This is a genomic window from Dongia sp., assembly GCF_041905885.1.
In the GTDB taxonomy this organism is placed as follows: Bacteria; Pseudomonadota; Alphaproteobacteria; order Dongiales; family Dongiaceae; genus Dongia.
The window spans coordinates 20,423-38,089 of the sequence record NZ_JAYRKD010000032.1 but is presented as its reverse complement, the minus strand read 5'-3'; the positions used below and the strand labels follow the sequence as shown (position 1 = coordinate 38,089).

Below are 17,667 nucleotides of genomic sequence, written 5' to 3'. Positions count from 1 at the left end.
TGCATGAGGATCAGATCGCGGGGAGATCGATGGTGAAGCGCGCACCGATCACCCGGCTCGCGCGGTCGCGGCGGTTGGAAGCGGTGAGCGTGCCGTTATGCGCCTCGACGATCTGCTGCGAGATCGAAAGGCCGAGACCCGAATGCGTGCCGAACTTCTCGCCTTCCGGCCGCTCGGTGTAGAAGCGGTCGAAGATCGCCTTCAGCTTGTCCTCGGGGATGCCCGGGCCTTCGTCCTCGACCTGGATGACGATGCGGCCACGGTCGCGGCGCGCGCGCAGGGTGACGGTGCCGTTGCGCGGGCTGAAGGAAAGCGCGTTGGTCAGCAGGTTGCGGAACACCTGGCCGAGCCGTCCCTCGGCGCCGAGCACGGTGAGGTCATCGGCCGGCGGGAGGTCGGCGACCACCTTCGGCTTGCCGTCGCCGTCGGTCACCGAGTGGATATCGACCAGCGCGCTGATGAGATCGTGGATCTTCACCTTGCTGGTCTCGGCGCGGGACATTTCGGCATCGACCCGGCTCGCATCGGAGATGTCGCTGATCAGCCGATCCAGGCGCTGAACGTCGTCGAGGATGATGCCCATCAACTTGCGCTGCTGCTGCGGATCCTCGACCCGCGCCACGGTCTCGACCGCACTGCGCAAGGAGGTCAGCGGATTCTTGATCTCATGAGCGACGTCGGCGGCGAACCGTTCGATCGCGTCCATGCGGCGCCAAACCGCCTCGGTCATGTCGCGCAAGGCACCCGAGAGATCGCCGATCTCGTCGCGGCGGCGGGAGAGATCCGGAATGCCGGCCGAGCGTCCCTTGGACCGCCGCACCCGGTCGGCGGCATCGGCCAGGCGATGGATCGGCAGCGCGATCGTGCTGGCGAGATAGAGCGAGGCCAGCACCGTGATGCCGAGCGCCACCAGCGAGACCGCGATGATGGTGAGGCGGGTCTTGCGCAAGGTGCTTTCGACGCCCTTGCCGGCCTTGGTGAGAAACAGGGCGCCCAGCACCTGGCGATAGCGCTGCACCGGCACTGCGACCGAGAGCACCAGCGCGCCGTCGCCGCCGGAGCGCACGAAGGTCCCGGTATCGCCGCCGAGCGCCTGCTGCACTTCCTGGTAATCGTCGGCGACCTGCACCGCGGATTCGCCATAGGGCGGATAGAGATCGCTGGTCGGGAAGCGGCCGAGCAGCCAGTCATAGGCGCCGCCGAGCGCCGCCAGGATCGGGCCTTCCGGCGGCTCCGGCGGCGGCAGCGGCTCGATGAGAAGAATGCCGCCGGGGCCGGAGAGCAGGAAAGAGTCCGCAATCAAGGTGCCGTTCGGCAGAAACAGCCGGGCACGCGTCTTCGAGACATCGACCAGGCGGCGGATGGTCTGGCGCGAGGTATCGGGCTGCAGCCGCTCGGAACCGTCGGGATCGGTGACGACGCCGCTGGACGCCAGCGCGCCGGAGAAGAGCTCGCCCTCGGTCTTCAGCAGTTCCAGCTCGGATTGGATCAGGCTGTCGCGATAGGTCGGCAGGTAGAGCAGGCCGAAGACCGGGATCGCCAGCGCCATCACGTTGAGCAGCAGGATCCGCCGGGTGATCGGCGACATCCAGAGGCTGCGCCGCGCGGGCGTCGATTTCGCGCGCGGCTTTTCCGGCGCGGGCTCGGGCTTCGACTTTGCGGGGCGTTCCGGCTTCGGCGCGACTTTCGCGACCGGCGCGGCTCTCGGCGCGGGCGCTTCGACCCGGCGCATCTGCGGCTCGCGCCGGTTCTCTCCGGCGGGAGCGGGCACCGGCTTAGGCTTGCGGCGGAAGAACGAGATGATGGTGCCGGGCTTGGACTCGGATTCCGGCAGCCTAAACTCCGCATGCGCGGCGCGCTGGCTGCTGCCCAGAGTCGGCTCGACCCTGCCGCTGTCCCTGATCGTTTCGGCCATCGCCGGTCAATCCTTCAGGGCGAGCGGCGTGGGACGGGCGCGATCAGGCTTCGCGGTACCGATAGCCCACGCCATACAGCGTCTCGATCTGATTGAAATCGGTATCAACGACCTTGAACTTCTTTCTCAGGCGCTTGATGTGGCTGTCGATGGTGCGGTCATCGACATAGATGTTCTCGCCGTAAGCGGCGTCCATCAGCTGGTCGCGGCTCTTCACATGGCCCGGGCGCTGCGCCAGCGCCTTCAGCAGCAGGAACTCGGTGACGGTCAGCTCGACCGGCTTCTCGGCCCAGGTGCAGAGATGTCGGGTCGGGTCCATCATCAGCTCGCCGCGGACCAACTGCGCCTCGCCGGTCGCCTGCGTGGTGCCGCGGCTCATCTCCCGGCGCAGCAAGGTGCGGATGCGCTCGATCAGCAGGCGCTGCGAGAAGGGCTTCTTGATGTAGTCGTCGGCGCCCATGCGCAGGCCCATGAGCTCGTCCACCTCGTCGTCCTTCGAGGTGAGGAAGATCACCGGCAGGTCGCTGGTGCGGCGGAGCTTTTCCAGGAGCTCCATGCCGTCCATGCGCGGCATCTTGATGTCGAGCACGGCCAGATCGACCGGCGTGGTCGCCAGCGCCCGCAGCGCCTCGGCGCCGTCGGTATAGGTCTTGACCGCAAAGCCCTCCGCCTCGAGCGTCATCGAGACCGAGGCGAGGATGTTGCGATCGTCATCAACCAGCGCGATGGTCTGCGGCGCGGCAGCGGCTTGGGCCACGAGAATTCTCCTTATCTTCGAAACATTTACAGAATTGCTGGTGTCCTGCCAAGGTTCGCCCGGAATGGTGACCGAAATGGGGCGAAACTGCGCCGATTCGGAGCCTTTGCCCAAATCCTTGCGGCTGCGCCGGATATGGGTGCAATCTCTTGTAACGCAAGCAAAATTACAGTGTGAAAGCGTGACTCTTAACCACGATGATCCGGTAAAAAACGTCCGCGCGCTGATCGACGGGGCGACCCGCGCTTATCTGGGATCGCTGGCCGAACGAAGCGGCAGCGGGGGCGGTTCCGGCAGCTTTCCCTTCGTATCGCTGGTCCTGCCGGCCCGCGACGGCACCGGGCAACCGCTGCTGCTGCTCTCCGACCTCAGCGATCACGCCAAGAACCTGAAGCGCGATCCGCATGCCTCGCTGCTCTATGACGGCACGCTGGGTCTCGCCGAGCCGCTGACCGGCGCGCGCGTCACCTTGATCGGGCGGGTGGCGGCGGCGGATACGCCGGAGAACCGGGCGCGCTACCTCGCCGCGCAGCCTTCGGCGCAAGGCTATGCGGGCTTCGGCGATTTCCATCTCTATCGCTTCGAGATCCAGGAGGCGCTGCTGGTGGCCGGCTTCGGGCGGATTCACCGCATCCCCGGCAATGCCCTGCTCTCCGCCGTCGTGTGAGGTTTTCTCGCCTCAGATGTGAACAATGATCGGTTTACCCCGGAGACCGGAACGCCCAATTGTGAGCGATCCAAGTTTTCCGGGAGAGCAGCATGTTGCAGCAAAAAGCGAAGGCGCCCGCGGTCCAAAATGCGCCGCTTGGCGGCGTCGAAGGCGAGCTGAGCTTCATCATCCCCGACGGAAAGAAGCCCTTCTCCCATCAATACGACCCGCCGCCGGGCCAGCCGGTGCGCTCGCATCAATACGAGAACCGCAAGGTCTTCATCCAGGACGGCCGCCCGCAAGCCGATGCCTTCTCGATCGACCGCGAAGGCTTCGCGCTGGTGCGGCATACGACCGAGGTCGCCGACCTCTATGACGAAGTCGCGCTGAAGCAGGCCTACTATCCGGAAACCGAGGCTTTGCTCAAAGCCGAGACCGGCGCCTCGAAGCTCGTGATCTTCGACCACACGATCCGCACCTCGCACAACCGGCCGCGCGGCGTCGGCCTGCCGCGCGAAGCGGTCCTGCGCGTCCACAACGACTACACCTTGAAGTCAGGGCCGCAGCGCGTGCGCGACCTGGTGCCGGAGGAAGCCGAAGCGCGGCTCCGCAAACGCTTCGCCATCGTGAATGTCTGGCGCCCGATCGTCGGTCCCTTGCAGCAATTCCCGCTGGCCTTGGGTGACGCCGAGAGCCTCGCGGCCAAGGACGTCCTCGCCACCGACCTCATCTATCCGGACCGGGTCGGCGAGATCTACTCGATCGCCTACAACCCGTCGCAGCGCTGGTTCTACTTCCCGGAGATGAGTCGCGACGAGGCGGTGCTGATCAAGACCTATGATTCCGATCCGGCGCGGGCGCGGTTCAGCGCCCACGGCGCCTTCGCCGACCCCAACTTCCCGGATCCCAAGGTGCTCCGTGAGAGCATTGAGATCCGCGCGCTCGTCTTCTTCGACTAGCTACTTCGCCAGCGGCTCTTCCAGCAACTCCTTGGCGAGGAAGCGTTCGGCGCGCACCCAGGACTCGTCGTCATCGCCACGGAAGGTGATCAGGCGCTCGAAAACCAGGCGGTCGGCCTCTACGTCGACCGCCTGGGCTTTCATGTTCTGCACCAGCGTGCTCATCTTATGGACCCCGCCATAGATCAGCACCCGCGCCCCGGCCTGCTTGGCGGCGGCGATCAGGTCCTCGGGAATCTGCGAGCCGACCGAGCAGGGATCCTTGCCGCAATCGAGCGTGACGACCCTGTATCGGCCGCTGGCCTCGAGATCCTTGCGCAGCGCCTCGGCGAAGCGGGTTGCTCGTTCCGCGTGGTTGGCCTGTTGATCCCTGATCTCGCCGGAACTGTCGTGATAGTCGACTTCGGCGACGCCGATGGTGATCGGCCCGCTTGCCTGGCTGCGCAGCCCGCCAGCCAGGACCAAGCCGAGCGCCATCAGAACCAAGATGTGCCGCATGTCGAGCCTCGCCTGTTTGCCCTGGCGATGCTCTGCGGCGACCTGCAGGCAGGCAAGAGAAATCCCGGCCTTGCCGCCACGGCGTGAGAATTTCCCGGTGCGTTACTTCGGCTCCAGCGAAGCTTTCAGCAGGGCTTCCGCGAGGTCGCGCTCGGCACGTTGCCAGGACTTGGCGTCGCCGGTGATCGTGATCGACTGATCGAAGACCAGCTTGGCCGCTTCGATGTCCAGCGCCTGCGCCTGCAGGTTCTGCGCCGGCGTCATCTCGTGCACGCCGCCATAGATCAGCACCTGCGCGCCGGCCTTCTTGGCCGCCGCGATCAGTTCTTCCGGCGCCTGGTTGGCGATCGAGCAGGGATCCTTGCCGCAATCGAGTTCGACGATCTTGAACTTGCCGTCGGCGCCAAGATCCTTGCGGAGTGCCGCAGTGAACTTCTTGGCCCGCGCGGCTTCGGTCTCCTTCTGGTGCTTCACCGGCGCGCCGGTGCCGTCCAGGAAGCCGAGTTCAGCAACGCCGATCGTGACCGGCTCGGCGGCTTGCCCGACCGTCGCGACCAGCAGCAGCGGGATGAGCAACAGAGCGCAGCGATACATGCGGGCCTCTCCGGATCGGGTCGCCGGTCTATAGAACGAAGAAACCCCGCCGCGGTTTCCCGGGCGGGGTCTTGTCCGCTTCGCTGTGGGGCCGGAAATCAGGCCTTGGCCAGCGCCGAGCCCTGGCGCTTGGCCATGAAGCTCTTCGCGGTTTCGACCGCCACGGCCGCGTCGCGGCAATAGGCGTCGGCGCCGATCGAGTTGGAGAAGGCTTCGTTGAGCGGCGCGCCACCGACCAGCACGACGTGGTCGGCTCGGATGCCCTTCTCGATCAGCGCGTCGATCACGACCTTCATATAGGGCATCGTGGTGGTGAGCAGCGCCGACATGCCGAGGATGTCCGGCTGATGTTCCTCGATCGCGGCCAGGTACTTCTCGACCGGATTGTTGATGCCGAGATCGACGACGTCGAAACCGGCGCCTTCCATCATCATGCCGACCAGGTTCTTGCCGATGTCGTGGATGTCGCCCTTCACGGTGCCGATCACCATCTTGCCCACCTTCGGCGCGCCGGTCTCGGCGAGCAGCGGGCGCAGGATGAACATGCCGGCCTTCATCGCGTTGGCGGCCAGCAACACCTCGGGGACGAACAGGATGCCGTCGCGGAAGTCGATGCCGACGATCCGCATGCCCTCGACCAGCGCCTTGGTCAGCACGTCGTAGGGGGTCCACTTGCGCCCCAGCAGGATATGGACGCCCGCCTCGATCTCTTCCTTGAGGCCGTCGTAGAGGTCATCGTGCATCTGCTGAACGAGATCGTCGTCGTTCAGGCTGTTGAGATCGAGTTCGCCGGCGTCGTTCGCCATGAGTCACCTGTGTTGCGCAAGCCTGCCGCCCCGTGGCCCACGATTGGGCGTTTCACCCTGGTCCGGAGCGGGGCGCAGAGTGCCGGGAGAGGCCAGAATTGGCAAGACAAGTACCGGGTTTCCGACTGTCGCAGCCGCGCCATCGCGACATGTTCTGAAGCGCGCGCGACAGCCTTCGCCGGCGTGCTGGACCGGGGACAAAACCGGTCTAAGCTGCGGAAAGCATAGGGATCCGTTGCGCAAGGTTCGGGGAGCTTGTATAGACAGGTACAGCAGGGTTGACCACCGGCTATTCCTTTTCCGACTTCGCCGGCGGCGGCCGTGGGAGAATTTATCATGAATGACGCGCCCTTCGTTCTGGAACCCGGCCGGCTCGGCCTCGCGGACTTGCGCGAGTTCGCAAAGAGCCGCCGCAAGATCAGCCTCGATCCCAGGGCGCATGCCGAGATCGACCGCTCCGCGCAGGTCGTGCAGTCGATTCTCGACCGGCACGAGGTCGCCTATGGCATCAACACCGGCTTCGGCAGCCTCGCCCATACCCGCATCCCCGACGACCAGGTGGCCGAGCTGCAGCGCCGCCTGGTGCTGTCGCATGCCGCCGGCATCGGCCCGGCGCTGGCCGACGAGATCGTGCGCATCATCCTGATCCTGAAGATCAACGCGCTGGCCAGGGGGTTCTCCGGCATTCGTCGGGTCGTGATCGAGGCGCTGGTGAAGCTGCTGAACGCCGAGGTCTATCCGGTCATTCCGTCCAAAGGCTCGGTCGGCGCTTCCGGCGATCTCGCCCCGCTCGCGCATCTTTCCGCGGTGCTGCTCGGCATCGGCGTGGTGCGCCATGAGGGCCGTACGCACTCCGCCGTCGAAGGCCTCAACATTGCCGGCCTGCAGCCGATCACCCTGGTCGCCAAGGAAGGCCTGGCGCTGCTCAACGGCACCCAGGTCTCGACCGCGCTTGCCGCCGCCGGCCTGTTCGCGGCGGAGGACGCCTATCTCGCCGCCCTGGTCGCCGGGGCGATGACCACCGACGCCTGCCTCGGCAGCGACGCGCCGTTCGATCCCAGGATCCACGCGGTCCGCGGCCAGCCGGGGCAGATCGACGCCGCGAAGGCGCTGAAAGCGCTGATGGCCGACAGCCCGCTGCGCGCCAGCCATATCGATTGCGGCCGGGTGCAGGATCCGTACAGCCTCAGGTGTCAGCCGCAGGTGATGGGCGCCTGCCTCGATACGCTGCGCCACGCCGCCGCGGTGATCGGCCGCGAATGCAACGCCGTCTCCGACAACCCGCTGGTCTTCGCCGATACCGGCGAGGTGATCTCCGGCGGCAACTTCCATGCCGAGCCGGTCGCGATCGCCGCCGACACCATGGCGATCGCAGTCGCGGAGATCGGTGCGCTCGCCGAACGGCGCATCGCGCTGCTGGTCGATGCCAAGATGAGCAGCCTGCCCGCCTTCCTGGTGCCGGAGCCGGGCCTCAATTCCGGCTTCATGATCGCGCAGGTGACCGCCGCCGCGCTCGCCAGCGAGAACAAGGCCATGGCGTTCCCCGGCAGCGTGGACTCGCTCCCGACCTCCGCCAACCAGGAAGACCATGTCAGCATGGCGACCTATGCCGCGCGCCGGGTCGGCGACATGGCGGAGAACACCGCGGGCATCATCGCGGTCGAGCTGCTGGCGGCGGCGCAGGGCATCGATCTCAGGAAGCCCGTCACCACGAGTCCGAAACTCGCGACGGCGCTGGCGGCGCTGCGGGCCAAGGTCGCGTTCTGGGATCAGGACCGCGAGATGGCGCCGGACATCGAGGCCGCCAAGGCGCTGATCGCGACGCCGCTGTTCCGCGACCTGGTGCCGCTGCGGGTGACGGACTAACCGGCGATCTCGCGCCGCATCAGCTTGGCGCTGGCCGGGCAGAGCTCGGTGAACTGCTGGGTCGAGGCGATCTCCGGCGGTGCGACGTCGCGGGCGCAAGGCGCAAAGCCGAGGGCGGCAAAGAACGGCACCGCGGTCTCGGTCAGCAGCCAGGCATCCTTCAACCCGAGCTTCGCGGCTTCGGCCAGCAGCCCGTGCACCAAAGTGCGGCCATAGCCATGGCCGCGCTCGCGGCCTTCGATCACAATCGAGCGCAGCAGCGCATGCGATCCCCGAAGCTCGAAGCCGCCATAGCCGCGGCACTGGCCCGCTTCCATCAACACGAAATAGCGCTTGCCGGCACCCAGGAGATCCGAGGTCGGCAGCTTCGCCTCGGCGAGGCAGCGGCGGAACTCCGCGTCGGTGGCGGCGATCGGCGCGAGGCTGGGGCCGGCCGACGGCTGACGCTCGGCCGGCGCAGTGCCCGGCGCCAGCACCCGCGGCGCCGGCGCGATGATGCGTTCGTCCGGCACGGTGTCGGCGCCGACCGGGAAATCCTCGATGCCGAGCGCGCGTTCGACGGTGATGCCGTCTTCGCCGGCGATCGGGAACATCGCCGATTCATATTCACGCTCGAGCCCGGATTCGGTGAGGAAGCGGCACACGCCGAAGGTTGGCCGCGCGTCCTTGATGAATTGCAGATGAAACGAAGGCCAGTCGGTATCGAGCTCGCTGGAGAAATCGAGTTCGTCGAGATAGCGGCCGGTGAAATCGCCGCCGGCATATTGCGCCAGCCAGGTGCCGACCAGCACGAAGCGGGCGCGGAACGGATTGCGCTCGTAGCGCGTCACCAGCAGATGCGGCAGCAGCGGCTTTATCTCGGCGGGATCGATGTCGGACCAGAGCGGCATCGGCCGCCGCCCGCGCTTGGCCTCCCAGTAGCGCGTGAGGCCCGCGATCTTCGACGAGCTCAAATCCAAGGCAGAGGCGACGCGACGCAAGGCAGGCTCCGATCCAGCTGGCCGCAAGCGGCCCACCCGAATGTTACGACATCCTGACGGTGCTTGCTGCATAGATGATTGCGCGGGGTGAACCGCTCGGACGACACCCAAATCACGCAGCGTTACAGAGTGAAACCCAAAGCTTCTTTCATTCACACGGACAATCGTCACACTGTGCCGGTAGCGGGATGCAGCGTGGGCGGCAGCGACGTCGACTCGGGACGAGAGCGCTGGCGCCATGGACGATCAGGGATTCCCGCTGCATGCCGCTCCGGGTCAATCGATGCGATCGATAGGCGGCCGGTCCCAAGCGACGCGGATCGGCATCAGCCGCCGCCATGCGCTCGGCCTCGGCCTGGCCGCTTTGACGCAGCCGCTGCTGGCGACGCCGAGCCTCGCCGGCGGACGCCTCATGCCGCCGCAGACTTCGGCGCCGCAGAGCAATCCCTTTCCGCTCGGCGTCGCCTCGGGCGATCCGCTGCCCGACGGCTTCGTGCTCTGGACCCGGCTGGCAGCCGAGCCGCTGTCGCAAGATCCGCTGTCCCCCGGCGGGTTGAGCGGCGGCGACGTGCTGCTCAAATACGAGATCGCCGTGGATCCGCTGATGCAGCGGATCGTGCGCAGCGGCCTGGCGCGGGCCGAGGCGGTGTTCGCGCATTCGGTCCATCTCGAGGTCTCAGGCCTCAAGCCCGGCCGGCCTTATTGGTATCGCTTCGTAACAAGCGAGGCGGCGAGCCCGATCGGCTGTGCCCGCACCGCGCCGGGCGAGGGCCAACCACTCGACAATTTCCGTTTCGGCTTCGTCTCCTGCGCCAACTACGAGCAGGGCTATTTCTCCGCCTATCGGCATCTCGCGGCGGAGGCGCCGGATCTGGTGCTCTTCCTCGGCGACTACATCTACGAGACCTCGGCGCCGCTGGATAAGGCCACGGTGCGGCGTCACGGCGATCCCGAGATCCCGACCACGCTGGCCGGCTATCGCAACCGCTATGCGCAGTATCGGCTCGATCCCGATCTCCAGGCCTTGCACGCCGCGGCGCCGGCCCTGACGATCTGGGACGACCACGAAGTGCAGAACGACTATGCCGGCGAATGGGCCTCGAATTTCGAACCGCCGGCGCGATTCCTGCTGCAACGCGCCGCCGCCTATCAGGCCTTCTACGAGCATATGCCGCTCCGCCCCAGCCGCTGCCTGCAGCCGGGGACGGCACCCGGGGCGGCGATGCGGATCTACGACCGCACCAACTTCGGCGACCTGGTCAGCTTCTCGATGCTGGACGGGCGGCAGTATCGCTCGCGCGAGGCCTGCTATGCCCCGCCTTATGGCGGCGGCCATGTGGTGACGGCGCGGCAATGCCCGGAGCTCACAGATCCGTCGCGCTCATTGCTGGGCGAAGAGCAAGAAGCCTGGCTCTATGACGGGCTGGCGGCCTCGAAGGCGCGCTGGAACGTGATCGGCCAGACCGTGCTGATGGCGCCGCTGCACGACAACCATCCCGGCACCGAGGCCCATGAATGGACCGAGGCCTGGGACGGCTATCCCGCGGCCCGCACGCGCCTGCTCGATCACATCGAGTCCAGCGGCGTCGCCAATCCCGTGGTCCTTTCCGGCGACAACCATGCCTTCTGGGCCAACGAACTGAAACGGGAGAGCGACGGCACGACGATCGCAACCGAGTTCGTCGGCACCTCGATCACCTCCTACGGCCCGCCTTACGAGATGGTGGCGAAGTGGCTGCCGTCGAATCCGCAGGTCAGATTCTTCGAGAGCCGCAAGCGCGGCTATTCGGTCGTGGACGTGAATGCCCACCGGATGGTGACGCGCTTCCAGGCGATCTCCGACGCCGCCGATCCGGAGGCCAAGGTCGAGACCTTGGCCAGCTTCGTGCTGGAAGCGGGGCGGAAGGAATTGATGACCGCCTAGCTCACTGCGCCACCAGCCGGGCATAGCGGCCGGGGGTCATGCCGAAATGGGCCTTGAAGTGGCGGTTCAAATGACTCTGGTCGGCGAAGCCGCAGGCGCCGGCGATCTCGGCCAGGGGCGTGCCTTCGGCGATCAGGCTGCGCGCGGCGGTGACACGGCGTGCCACCAGATAGCGATGCGGCGCCGTGCCGAAGCTGCGGCGGAAGGCACGCGCCAGGCTGAAGCGGTCGAGATCGGCGACGCGCTCGAGATCGGCGGAGTCGATCGGCCGCGCGAACTCGGCGTCGAGGAAGTCGCGGACCCGCAGCAAGGCGCGATGCGGCGTGGCGGCCGGGCGGCGCGCATCCTGTCGCGCGCGCCGCGCCAGGGCATCGGCAAGGCCCGCCAGCAGGGCGTCGCCGGCGAGCGGGTCCAGCCGGCCGGGAAAATCCGCGAAGGCCTCCTTGATCAACGCCGCCAGGGCACGGTCGCGGGTCACCGCATCGGCCACGAAGGGCAGGGCGTTGACGCCGTCATGTTCCAGCGCGCTGAGGATCAGCGCCGGGTCGACATAGATCATGCGGTAGCTGAAACCGTCCGGCACCGCGGCATGGCCGTCATGCTGCTCGTCGGGATGCAGCACCATGATCTGCCCCGCCCGACTGACCTGCGCCGCGCCGCGATAGCGGAAGCCCTGCGCCCCGTCCAAGGTCAGGCCGATCGCGTAGGTCTCATGCCGGTGGGGATCGTAGGCATGGCCGTGGAAGCGCGCCTCGAGCCTTTCGAGGCCCGGCATCGGGCTGTCGGTGGTCAGGAAGTCGGCCATGCACAAACGTCCAAGACGGGCGGCGGTGTCGCGCCGATGATGCCAGACATGCTGTACCCGACCAAGACCGCTCTCGTCATCCGCAACGATCTCGCCGCCTGGCAGAAGGCCAACGTCGCCGCCTTCCTCTCCGGCGGGCTCACGCATCATTTCCCGGAGATGGCCGGCGAGCCCTATCGCGACGCCGATGCGACGCTCTACACGCCGCTCATTCGCGAGCCGGTCTTCGTCTACGGCGCCGATGCCGAAGCGATGCGCCGGACCTATGAGCGGGCACGCAACCGCAACCTCACCTTCGCGATCTACACCGAGCCCTTGTTCAAGACCACCAACGACAACGACAACCGCGCCTCGGTCGCGGCCACGCCGCGGGATGCTCTCGATCTGGTGGGCCTCGGCTTCCATGCCGAGCGCAAGATCATCGACAAGCTGATCAACGGCTTGAAGTTCCTGGCCTGAGCGGGGTGCGACGACCCGCGCCTTGCCATTCCAAAGGAAACCGGCTATTTGCCTCCCCGCCCATTGGGGAGTAGCCGCCTGCGTCTTCAGCAGGGGTCCGGTCAACAGACTTGGCAGCGTGTCGCAACGCAGCCATGGCCGGAACGGTCGAGAGACCTGGCGAGACCTTTGGCGCGGCAGCCGGGTCCGGGTTGGACGGCGGTTGCCTCGCCGAAGTTCCGCCCGCGTCCGACCCGCCGATCATGGTTTGCCTGCCCCGATGTTTTCCCTGAACGCCTTCGCCATTTCCACCGGCCTGGTCGCCGTCGCCGAGATCGGCGACAAGACCCAGCTTCTGGCGCTGCTGCTGACGCTGAAGTTCCGCAGGCCCTGGCCGATCCTCTGGGGCATGCTGGCCGCGACCCTGGCCAACCACGCCGGCGCCGGCGCGGTCGGGCATTACCTCGAGACTGTGCTCCAGGACATCGCCGGGCCGGAAATGCTGCGCTGGGGCCTAGCGATCGGTTTCGCGGCGATGGCGGTCTGGGCGCTGATCCCCGACAAGATCGAGGGGGAGGAAGGCGAGGTCGCGCGCTGGCGCCGGGGCGGCGCCTTTTTCACCACCCTCGTCTGCTTCTTCCTGGTCGAGATGGGCGACAAGACCCAGGTCGCGACCGTGGCGCTGGCCGCGCGCTTTCCCGAGCTCGTCTCGGTGGTGCTCGGCACCACTTTCGGCATGGTGCTGGCCAATGCCCCGGTGATCTTCTTCGGCAACAAGCTCGCCGCGAAGATTCCGCTGAAATACGTGCGCTGGTCGGCGGCCGCCTGCTTCGCGGCGCTCGCGGTCGGCGCGGTGCTGATCTGAGCTTCAGGAGGGTGCCGATGATACCTTTCGCGGCCGGCCCTTTGCCGGGCGTGTAAAGGCCCACCAAGACGTTGATAAGGAATGGCTTTGTCCCAAGCCGGCGGCAAAATCCATCCTTGCCCCTGTAAAGGCCCTGTAAAGGTTCCGGGGCGCAAATGCAGTCCTGTCTGTGTCCAGTCTGCGTTGCAGGGGCCATCGCGCATTCGCTGAAGCGATCGGCGCCACGCCGTCATCGGGTCGGTCGCGTTACCGCGTTCACGATGTCAAACAGCAGGTCTGATTGTATCACGATGGACGGCGAAGATCACCGTTGATCGCCCATCTGTTCGGCCCGCCTGAATTCGGGAGTATGCAGTGGAATTCGGACCGATCGTTTCCCTCGATGGCGGCGATCGGTATTTTGCCGCTTTGAAAACCGATTCCGGCACGCCATCTCCAATTGAGAATGATTCGCAATTGGGTTACAAGATGGCGATGCTGAGCGATCTGGTGAAATCCGGGACCTGGGCTTTGGTGCAGATGGCGATCGGCTTCGCTATCGGCCTGGGCGTGACCGGCTCGGCCGGGTTCGCGGTCCTGATCGCGATCAGCGCCGGCTCGATCGGCAGCTTCGCCTACTGGCTGCACCAAAGGCTGTGGAAGACCTACGCCAAGTGGTGATGGGTGTAGCCGAACAGCATGGTGACCCGCGCGCCGTCGTCGGAAAGCGGCATCATCAGGATGTCCTCATCGCCCATCCGGCCGTCCGGCGCGGTGAAGTCGCGGTGCATGAAGAGCGGTGCCCGGGTCGCGACGACCTGGTCCAGGATGGCGAGGGCGTTTGCGAGGCTCGGGGCGAAGAAGCCCTGCAGGATCGACTGGCCGGTCGGATCCTTGCCGCGCATCGCGACCTCCCGGGTGCCGACCAGGCGATAGACATAGCGGCGTTCGTCATCGACCACGTCGATCAGGATGAGGCCGGGCAGGAACCGCTTCAGCTCGAGCGGGTCGATGTCGGCGCGGGACGGCATCTCCCGGCCGCGGCGTTTCCCGTCCCAATAGCGGTGCACGGCAAGAACATCGGGATGATGATCGCCGGGATGCGGTTGGTCCTGCAGGTCGTGCGGCCCGGCCGTTGGAAGTCTCCCCGAGCGAAAGTCGCACAGAGAGCATAGCGCGAAGCGGCCTTAGTGAAAATCCCGGCTGCGGACATCCAACACGGGCGGCGGATTCCAACCTTTGGGCGGCTCGGGATCGCGCGGGTCGGGCCGGGTGTTGTGATGCGCCACCTCATCGGCCCGGGCAACCGGCACCCGGAACGGTTGGTCCGGTGCTTGCGGATTTTCGACCGGCGTTTCCGAATCCTCGCGCAGGGTCTGCAGCATGCCGGTGAGATCGGTGAGCCGCTCCGCCACCACGTGGATCACCTGGTGCGGCGGCTGGCCTTCGATCTGCAGCTTGCCCTCGCAGCCGATCAGCTTGGCGGTCATCACCACGCCGCGGAGCTGCTCGAACAGATGATTCCAGACCACGACGTTGGCGATGCCGGTCTCGTCTTCCAAGGTCATGAAGATGACGCCGCTGGCCGTGCCCGGCCGCTGACGCACCAGGACCAGGCCGGCGACCCTGATCTTCTGGCCGTTCCGGCAGGATGCCAGCCGGTCGTTGGCGACGACGCCGCGCCCCGAGAGACGATCGCGCAAGAAGGCCATGGGGTGCTGCTTCAGGGTCAGTTGCAGCGAGCGGTAATCCTCGATCACGTGCTGGGAGAGCGGCATCTGCGGCAAACCGGCGCCCTCCTCCGCATGCTGTTCCTGCACCGCTTCCCGAGCGGCGAAGAGCGGCAGCGGCTTTTCGCCCAGGCCCTTCACCGACCAGAGCGCCTGGCGCCGATCCAGCCCCATCGAGCGGAAGGCATCGGCATGGGCGAGCTGACCCAGGGTGCGGGATTCCAATTCGGCACGCAGCCAGAGCTGCTCGGCGCTGCGATAGCCCGCGCCGCGGGCGGCGAGCAGGCGCTGGATTTCCTTTCCGCTGATGCCTTTCGCTTGGCGGAAGCCGAGGCGGATGGCGGGGTGCTTCTTCTTAGCAACGGATGGAATCTTCGACCCCTCACCCCAGCCCTCTCCCGCAAGGGGAGAGGGGGATTGGTTTCGCTGTAGAGCGAGAGAGTTTTGTAAAGGCTGACGCAACAGCGTCCCCTCTCCCCTTGCGGGAGAGGGACAGGGTGAGGGGTCGACGGGTCTATCCGCCGTGTTCTCCAGCGTGCTGTCCCACTGACTTAAATTCACATCGACCGGCCGCACCTCGACGCCATGCACGACGGCGTCGCGCACGATCTGCGCCGGCTGGTAGAAGCCCATCGGCTGGCTGTTGAGCAGGGCCGTCGCGAAAACCGCCGGGTGGTGGCATTTGATCCAGGCGGAGATATAGGCGAGCAGCGCGAAGCTCGCGGCATGCGATTCCGGAAAGCCGTAGCTGCCGAAGCCCTCGATCTGCTTGAAGCAGCGCTCGGCGAAATCCAGGTTGTAGCCGTTGCGCTTCATCCCCGCCATGAAGGGCACCCGATACTTGTCGACATCGCCGTTGTGCCGGAAGGTCGCCATCGAGCGGCGCAACCCATCGGCCTGGTCCGGCGTGAAGTCGGCGCATTCGATCGCGATCCGCATCGCCTGTTCCTGGAACAGCGGCACGCCCAGGGTCTTGCCGAGGATCCGCTCCAGCGCCGCATGGCCCTGATAGTCAATCGGCTCGCGCCCATCGCGGCGGCGCAAATAGGGATGCACCATGTCGCCCTGGATCGGGCCGGGCCGCACGATCGCGACCTCGATGGTGAGGTCGTAGAGCTTCCGGGGTTTGAGGCGTGGGAGCATGCTCATCTGCGCCCGGCTTTCGACCTGGAACACGCCGATCGTGTCGGCGCGGCAGAGCATGTCGTAGGTCGCCTTGTCGTCCTGGGGAATGGTGGCCAGCGTGTATTGCGGCCCACCTTGGCTTACGGTGAGGTCGAAGGCCTTGTGGATGCAGGTCAGCATGCCGAGCGCCAGGATATCGACCTTCATCAGGCCCAGGGATTCGAGGTCGTCCTTGTCCCATTGGATGACCGTGCGCTGATCCATCGCCGCATTCTCGATCGGCACCAGCGAAGACAGCGGTCCGCGCGAGATCACCATGCCGCCGACATGCTGCGACAGATGGCGTGGGAAGCCGATCAGCTCGCGCGCATATTTCAAGGCCATGCCGAGCCGCTGGTCGGCGGGATCGAGGCCGAGCTGGCGCACCCGCTCCTCCGGCACGATCTCCTGCGACCAGCCCCAGATGGTCTTCGCCAGCGTGTCCGTGACATCGGTCGAGAGGCCGAGCGCCTTGCCGACGTCGCGGATCGCCGAGCGCGAGCGATAGCGGATCACCGTCGCCGCCAGGCCGGCCCGGTCGCGGCCGTATTTCTTGTAGATGTATTGGATCACCTCCTCACGCCGTTCATGCTCGAAGTCGACGTCGATGTCGGGTTTCTCGCCGCGCTCGGCGCTGATGAAGCGGGCGAAGAGGGAATTGCCCTCGGCGGGATCGATCGAGGTGACGCCGAGGCAATAGCAGACCGCCGAGTTCGCCGCCGAGCCGCGGCCCTGGCAGAGGATATTCTGCGATTTGGCGAAACGCACGATGTCGTGGACGGTGAGGAAGTAGGCCGCGAAGTCGAGCTGCTCGATCAGCGCCAGTTCCTCGCCGATCTGTTTGGCGACCTCCGGCGGCGTGCCTTGCGGGTAGCGCCAGGCGGCCCCTTCCCAGGCGAGCCGGATCAGGGTCTGCTGCGCGGTCTCGTCCGGGCCGACGACCTCGGTCGGGTATTCGTAGCGGAGCTCGGCCATCGAGAAGCGGCAGCGCTCTGCGATCTCGCCGCTGCGGTCAACCGCGGCCTCGAAGCCGCGGAACAGGCGGCGCATCTCCACCTCGGGCTTCAGATGCCGCTCGGCATTCTTGCGCAGGCGATAGCCGGCCGCATCGATCGTGCAGCCATGCCGGATGCAGGTGAGGATGTCGGCCAACGGCCGCCGCTCGGGCTCGTGATAGCGCACGTCGTTGATCGCCACCGTCGGCAGGCCGCTGCGATCGGCCAGGGCCTGGTCCTGCTCCAGCCGCCGCCGGTCGCCGCCGTGATAGCGATGGCAGAGCGCCAGATAGGCGCGCTTCGGGAAATCGCGGCGGAGGCGGGCGAGGAAGGCCGGGAAAGCCGCGTCGCTCTCCTCCGGTGTGATCGCCACGGCGATCAGGCCCTCGCCGTGCTGTGCGAGATCGGCGTAGTCGAGATGGCATTCGCCCTTGGGCGCACGCCTTCGGCCCAGGGTCAGCAGCTCGCAGAGCCGGCCATAGGCGTCGCGGTCGGTCGGGAAGACCAGAACCTCGCGGCTGTCTTGAAACATCAGCCGGCAACCGACCACCAGATGGAAATTGAGCGCGGCGCAGGCTTCATGGGCGCGGGCGATGCCGGCCAAGGTGTTGCGGTCGGCGATGGCGATGGCGCGATGGCCGAGCCGCTCCGCCGCCGCCACCAGTTCCTCGGCATGCGACGCGCCTTCGAGGAAGGTGAAGTTGGTGAAGGCGGAGAGCTCGACATAAGCCATCAGGTGACCG

16 protein-coding genes are annotated in these 17,667 nt (G+C 66.5%); 7 read left to right on the top strand and 9 right to left on the bottom strand.

Features of this window, described 5'->3' with window-relative positions; all coding sequences use genetic code 11:
• Window positions 1-10: 10 nt before the first annotated feature.
• On the bottom strand, window positions 11-1,915 hold the full coding sequence (locus ACH2CY_RS24000; RefSeq protein WP_395022285.1) for a stimulus-sensing domain-containing protein: 1,905 nt from the start codon (window positions 1,913-1,915) through the stop codon (window positions 11-13).
• A gap of 43 nt (window positions 1,916-1,958) precedes the next feature.
• Window positions 1,959-2,672: a response regulator transcription factor gene (locus tag ACH2CY_RS23995; protein WP_395022284.1), complete on the bottom strand. Its 714-nt coding sequence runs from the start codon at window positions 2,670-2,672 to the stop codon at window positions 1,959-1,961.
• Window positions 2,673-2,853: 181 nt separating this feature from the next.
• On the opposite strand from ACH2CY_RS23995, the gene ACH2CY_RS23990 reads away from it, so the two are divergent.
• Both ACH2CY_RS23990 and ACH2CY_RS23985 read left to right on the top strand, forming a co-directional pair.
• On the top strand, window positions 2,854-3,339 hold the full coding sequence (locus ACH2CY_RS23990; RefSeq protein WP_395022283.1) for a hypothetical protein: 486 nt from the start codon (window positions 2,854-2,856) through the stop codon (window positions 3,337-3,339).
• A 92-nt stretch (window positions 3,340-3,431) separates the two neighbouring features.
• Complete coding sequence (locus ACH2CY_RS23985) at window positions 3,432-4,280, top strand: CmcJ/NvfI family oxidoreductase (RefSeq protein ID WP_395022282.1); 849 nt, start codon at window positions 3,432-3,434, stop codon at window positions 4,278-4,280.
• Here the strand turns inward: ACH2CY_RS23985 and ACH2CY_RS23980 are convergent, their stop codons facing one another.
• From ACH2CY_RS23980 to ACH2CY_RS23970, 3 genes are all read right to left on the bottom strand, one after another.
• A complete protein-coding gene (locus tag ACH2CY_RS23980; RefSeq protein ID WP_395022280.1) occupies window positions 4,281-4,778 on the bottom strand; it encodes a DUF2380 domain-containing protein in 498 nt (165 codons plus the stop codon).
• A 102-nt stretch (window positions 4,779-4,880) separates the two neighbouring features.
• Entirely contained in the window at window positions 4,881-5,372 is a 492-nt protein-coding gene (locus ACH2CY_RS23975; protein WP_395022279.1) for a DUF2380 domain-containing protein, read from the bottom strand.
• Window positions 5,373-5,470: 98 nt separating this feature from the next.
• The gene (locus ACH2CY_RS23970) at window positions 5,471-6,178 is read right to left on the bottom strand and encodes a corrinoid protein (protein WP_395022277.1); all 708 of its coding nucleotides are present in this window, start codon (window positions 6,176-6,178) and stop codon (window positions 5,471-5,473) included.
• Between the two features lie 333 nt (window positions 6,179-6,511).
• Here ACH2CY_RS23970 and hutH point away from each other — a divergent pair, with 333 nt between their 5' ends.
• Window positions 6,512-8,044 carry a histidine ammonia-lyase gene (gene hutH, locus ACH2CY_RS23965; protein ID WP_395022322.1) on the top strand — a complete coding sequence of 511 codons (1,533 nt, stop codon included), beginning with the start codon at window positions 6,512-6,514 and terminating at the stop codon, window positions 8,042-8,044.
• On the opposite strand, the gene arsN2 is transcribed toward hutH, so the two are convergent.
• Window positions 8,041-9,024: an arsenic resistance N-acetyltransferase ArsN2 gene (gene arsN2, locus ACH2CY_RS23960; RefSeq protein WP_395022276.1), complete on the bottom strand. Its 984-nt coding sequence runs from the start codon at window positions 9,022-9,024 to the stop codon at window positions 8,041-8,043. The two genes, hutH and arsN2, sit on opposite strands and share 4 nt — an antisense overlap.
• Window positions 9,025-9,307: 283 nt before the next feature.
• Between arsN2 and ACH2CY_RS23955 the strand changes: the two genes are divergently transcribed.
• Window positions 9,308-10,948 carry an alkaline phosphatase D family protein gene (locus ACH2CY_RS23955; protein WP_395022274.1) on the top strand — a complete coding sequence of 547 codons (1,641 nt, stop codon included), beginning with the start codon at window positions 9,308-9,310 and terminating at the stop codon, window positions 10,946-10,948.
• 1 nt (window position 10,949) lies between these two features.
• Here the strand turns inward: ACH2CY_RS23955 and ACH2CY_RS23950 are convergent, their stop codons facing one another.
• Entirely contained in the window at window positions 10,950-11,753 is an 804-nt protein-coding gene (locus tag ACH2CY_RS23950) for an AraC family ligand binding domain-containing protein (protein ID WP_395022273.1), read from the bottom strand.
• Between the two features lie 48 nt (window positions 11,754-11,801).
• Between ACH2CY_RS23950 and ACH2CY_RS23945 the strand changes: the two genes are divergently transcribed.
• The 3 genes from ACH2CY_RS23945 (at window position 11,802) to ACH2CY_RS23935 (ending at window position 13,716) form a co-directional block, all read left to right on the top strand.
• Window positions 11,802-12,212 carry a DUF2000 family protein gene (locus ACH2CY_RS23945; protein ID WP_395022272.1) on the top strand — a complete coding sequence of 137 codons (411 nt, stop codon included), beginning with the start codon at window positions 11,802-11,804 and terminating at the stop codon, window positions 12,210-12,212.
• 259 nt (window positions 12,213-12,471) lie between these two features.
• Complete coding sequence (locus ACH2CY_RS23940; protein WP_395022271.1) at window positions 12,472-13,056, top strand: TMEM165/GDT1 family protein; 585 nt, start codon at window positions 12,472-12,474, stop codon at window positions 13,054-13,056.
• A gap of 468 nt (window positions 13,057-13,524) precedes the next feature.
• A complete protein-coding gene (locus tag ACH2CY_RS23935; protein WP_395022270.1) occupies window positions 13,525-13,716 on the top strand; it encodes a DUF2061 domain-containing protein in 192 nt (63 codons plus the stop codon).
• Here the strand turns inward: ACH2CY_RS23935 and ACH2CY_RS23930 are convergent.
• A complete protein-coding gene (locus ACH2CY_RS23930; RefSeq protein WP_395022320.1) occupies window positions 13,701-14,153 on the bottom strand; it encodes a PAS domain-containing protein in 453 nt (150 codons plus the stop codon). The genes ACH2CY_RS23935 and ACH2CY_RS23930 overlap by 16 nt on opposite strands.
• Window positions 14,154-14,222: 69 nt before the next feature.
• Window positions 14,223-17,657 (bottom strand): error-prone DNA polymerase, encoded by a 3,435-nt coding sequence (locus ACH2CY_RS23925; protein WP_395022269.1) that lies wholly within the window; start codon window positions 17,655-17,657, stop codon window positions 14,223-14,225.
• Window positions 17,658-17,667: the final 10 nt, after the last annotated feature.

Bases quoted from the DNA above. Each gene is read 5' to 3' on its own strand.
- ACH2CY_RS23975 (WP_395022279.1), bottom strand. From the start codon at position 5,372: ATGTATCGCTGCGCTCTGTTGCTCATCCCGCTGCTGCTGGTCGCGACG.
- ACH2CY_RS23945 (WP_395022272.1), top strand. From the start codon at position 11,802: ATGCTGTACCCGACCAAGACCGCTCTCGTCATCCGCAACGATCTCGCC.
- ACH2CY_RS23970 (WP_395022277.1), bottom strand. From the start codon at position 6,178: ATGGCGAACGACGCCGGCGAACTCGATCTCAACAGCCTGAACGACGAC.
- ACH2CY_RS23940 (WP_395022271.1), top strand. From the start codon at position 12,472: ATGTTTTCCCTGAACGCCTTCGCCATTTCCACCGGCCTGGTCGCCGTC.
- ACH2CY_RS23935 (WP_395022270.1), top strand. From the start codon at position 13,525: ATGGCGATGCTGAGCGATCTGGTGAAATCCGGGACCTGGGCTTTGGTG.
- ACH2CY_RS24000 (WP_395022285.1), bottom strand. From the start codon at position 1,915: ATGGCCGAAACGATCAGGGACAGCGGCAGGGTCGAGCCGACTCTGGGC.
- ACH2CY_RS23955 (WP_395022274.1), top strand. From the start codon at position 9,308: ATGCGATCGATAGGCGGCCGGTCCCAAGCGACGCGGATCGGCATCAGC.
- ACH2CY_RS23950 (WP_395022273.1), bottom strand. From the start codon at position 11,753: ATGGCCGACTTCCTGACCACCGACAGCCCGATGCCGGGCCTCGAAAGG.
- ACH2CY_RS23925 (WP_395022269.1), bottom strand. From the start codon at position 17,657: ATGGCTTATGTCGAGCTCTCCGCCTTCACCAACTTCACCTTCCTCGAA.
- ACH2CY_RS23985 (WP_395022282.1), top strand. From the start codon at position 3,432: ATGTTGCAGCAAAAAGCGAAGGCGCCCGCGGTCCAAAATGCGCCGCTT.
- ACH2CY_RS23980 (WP_395022280.1), bottom strand. From the start codon at position 4,778: ATGCGGCACATCTTGGTTCTGATGGCGCTCGGCTTGGTCCTGGCTGGC.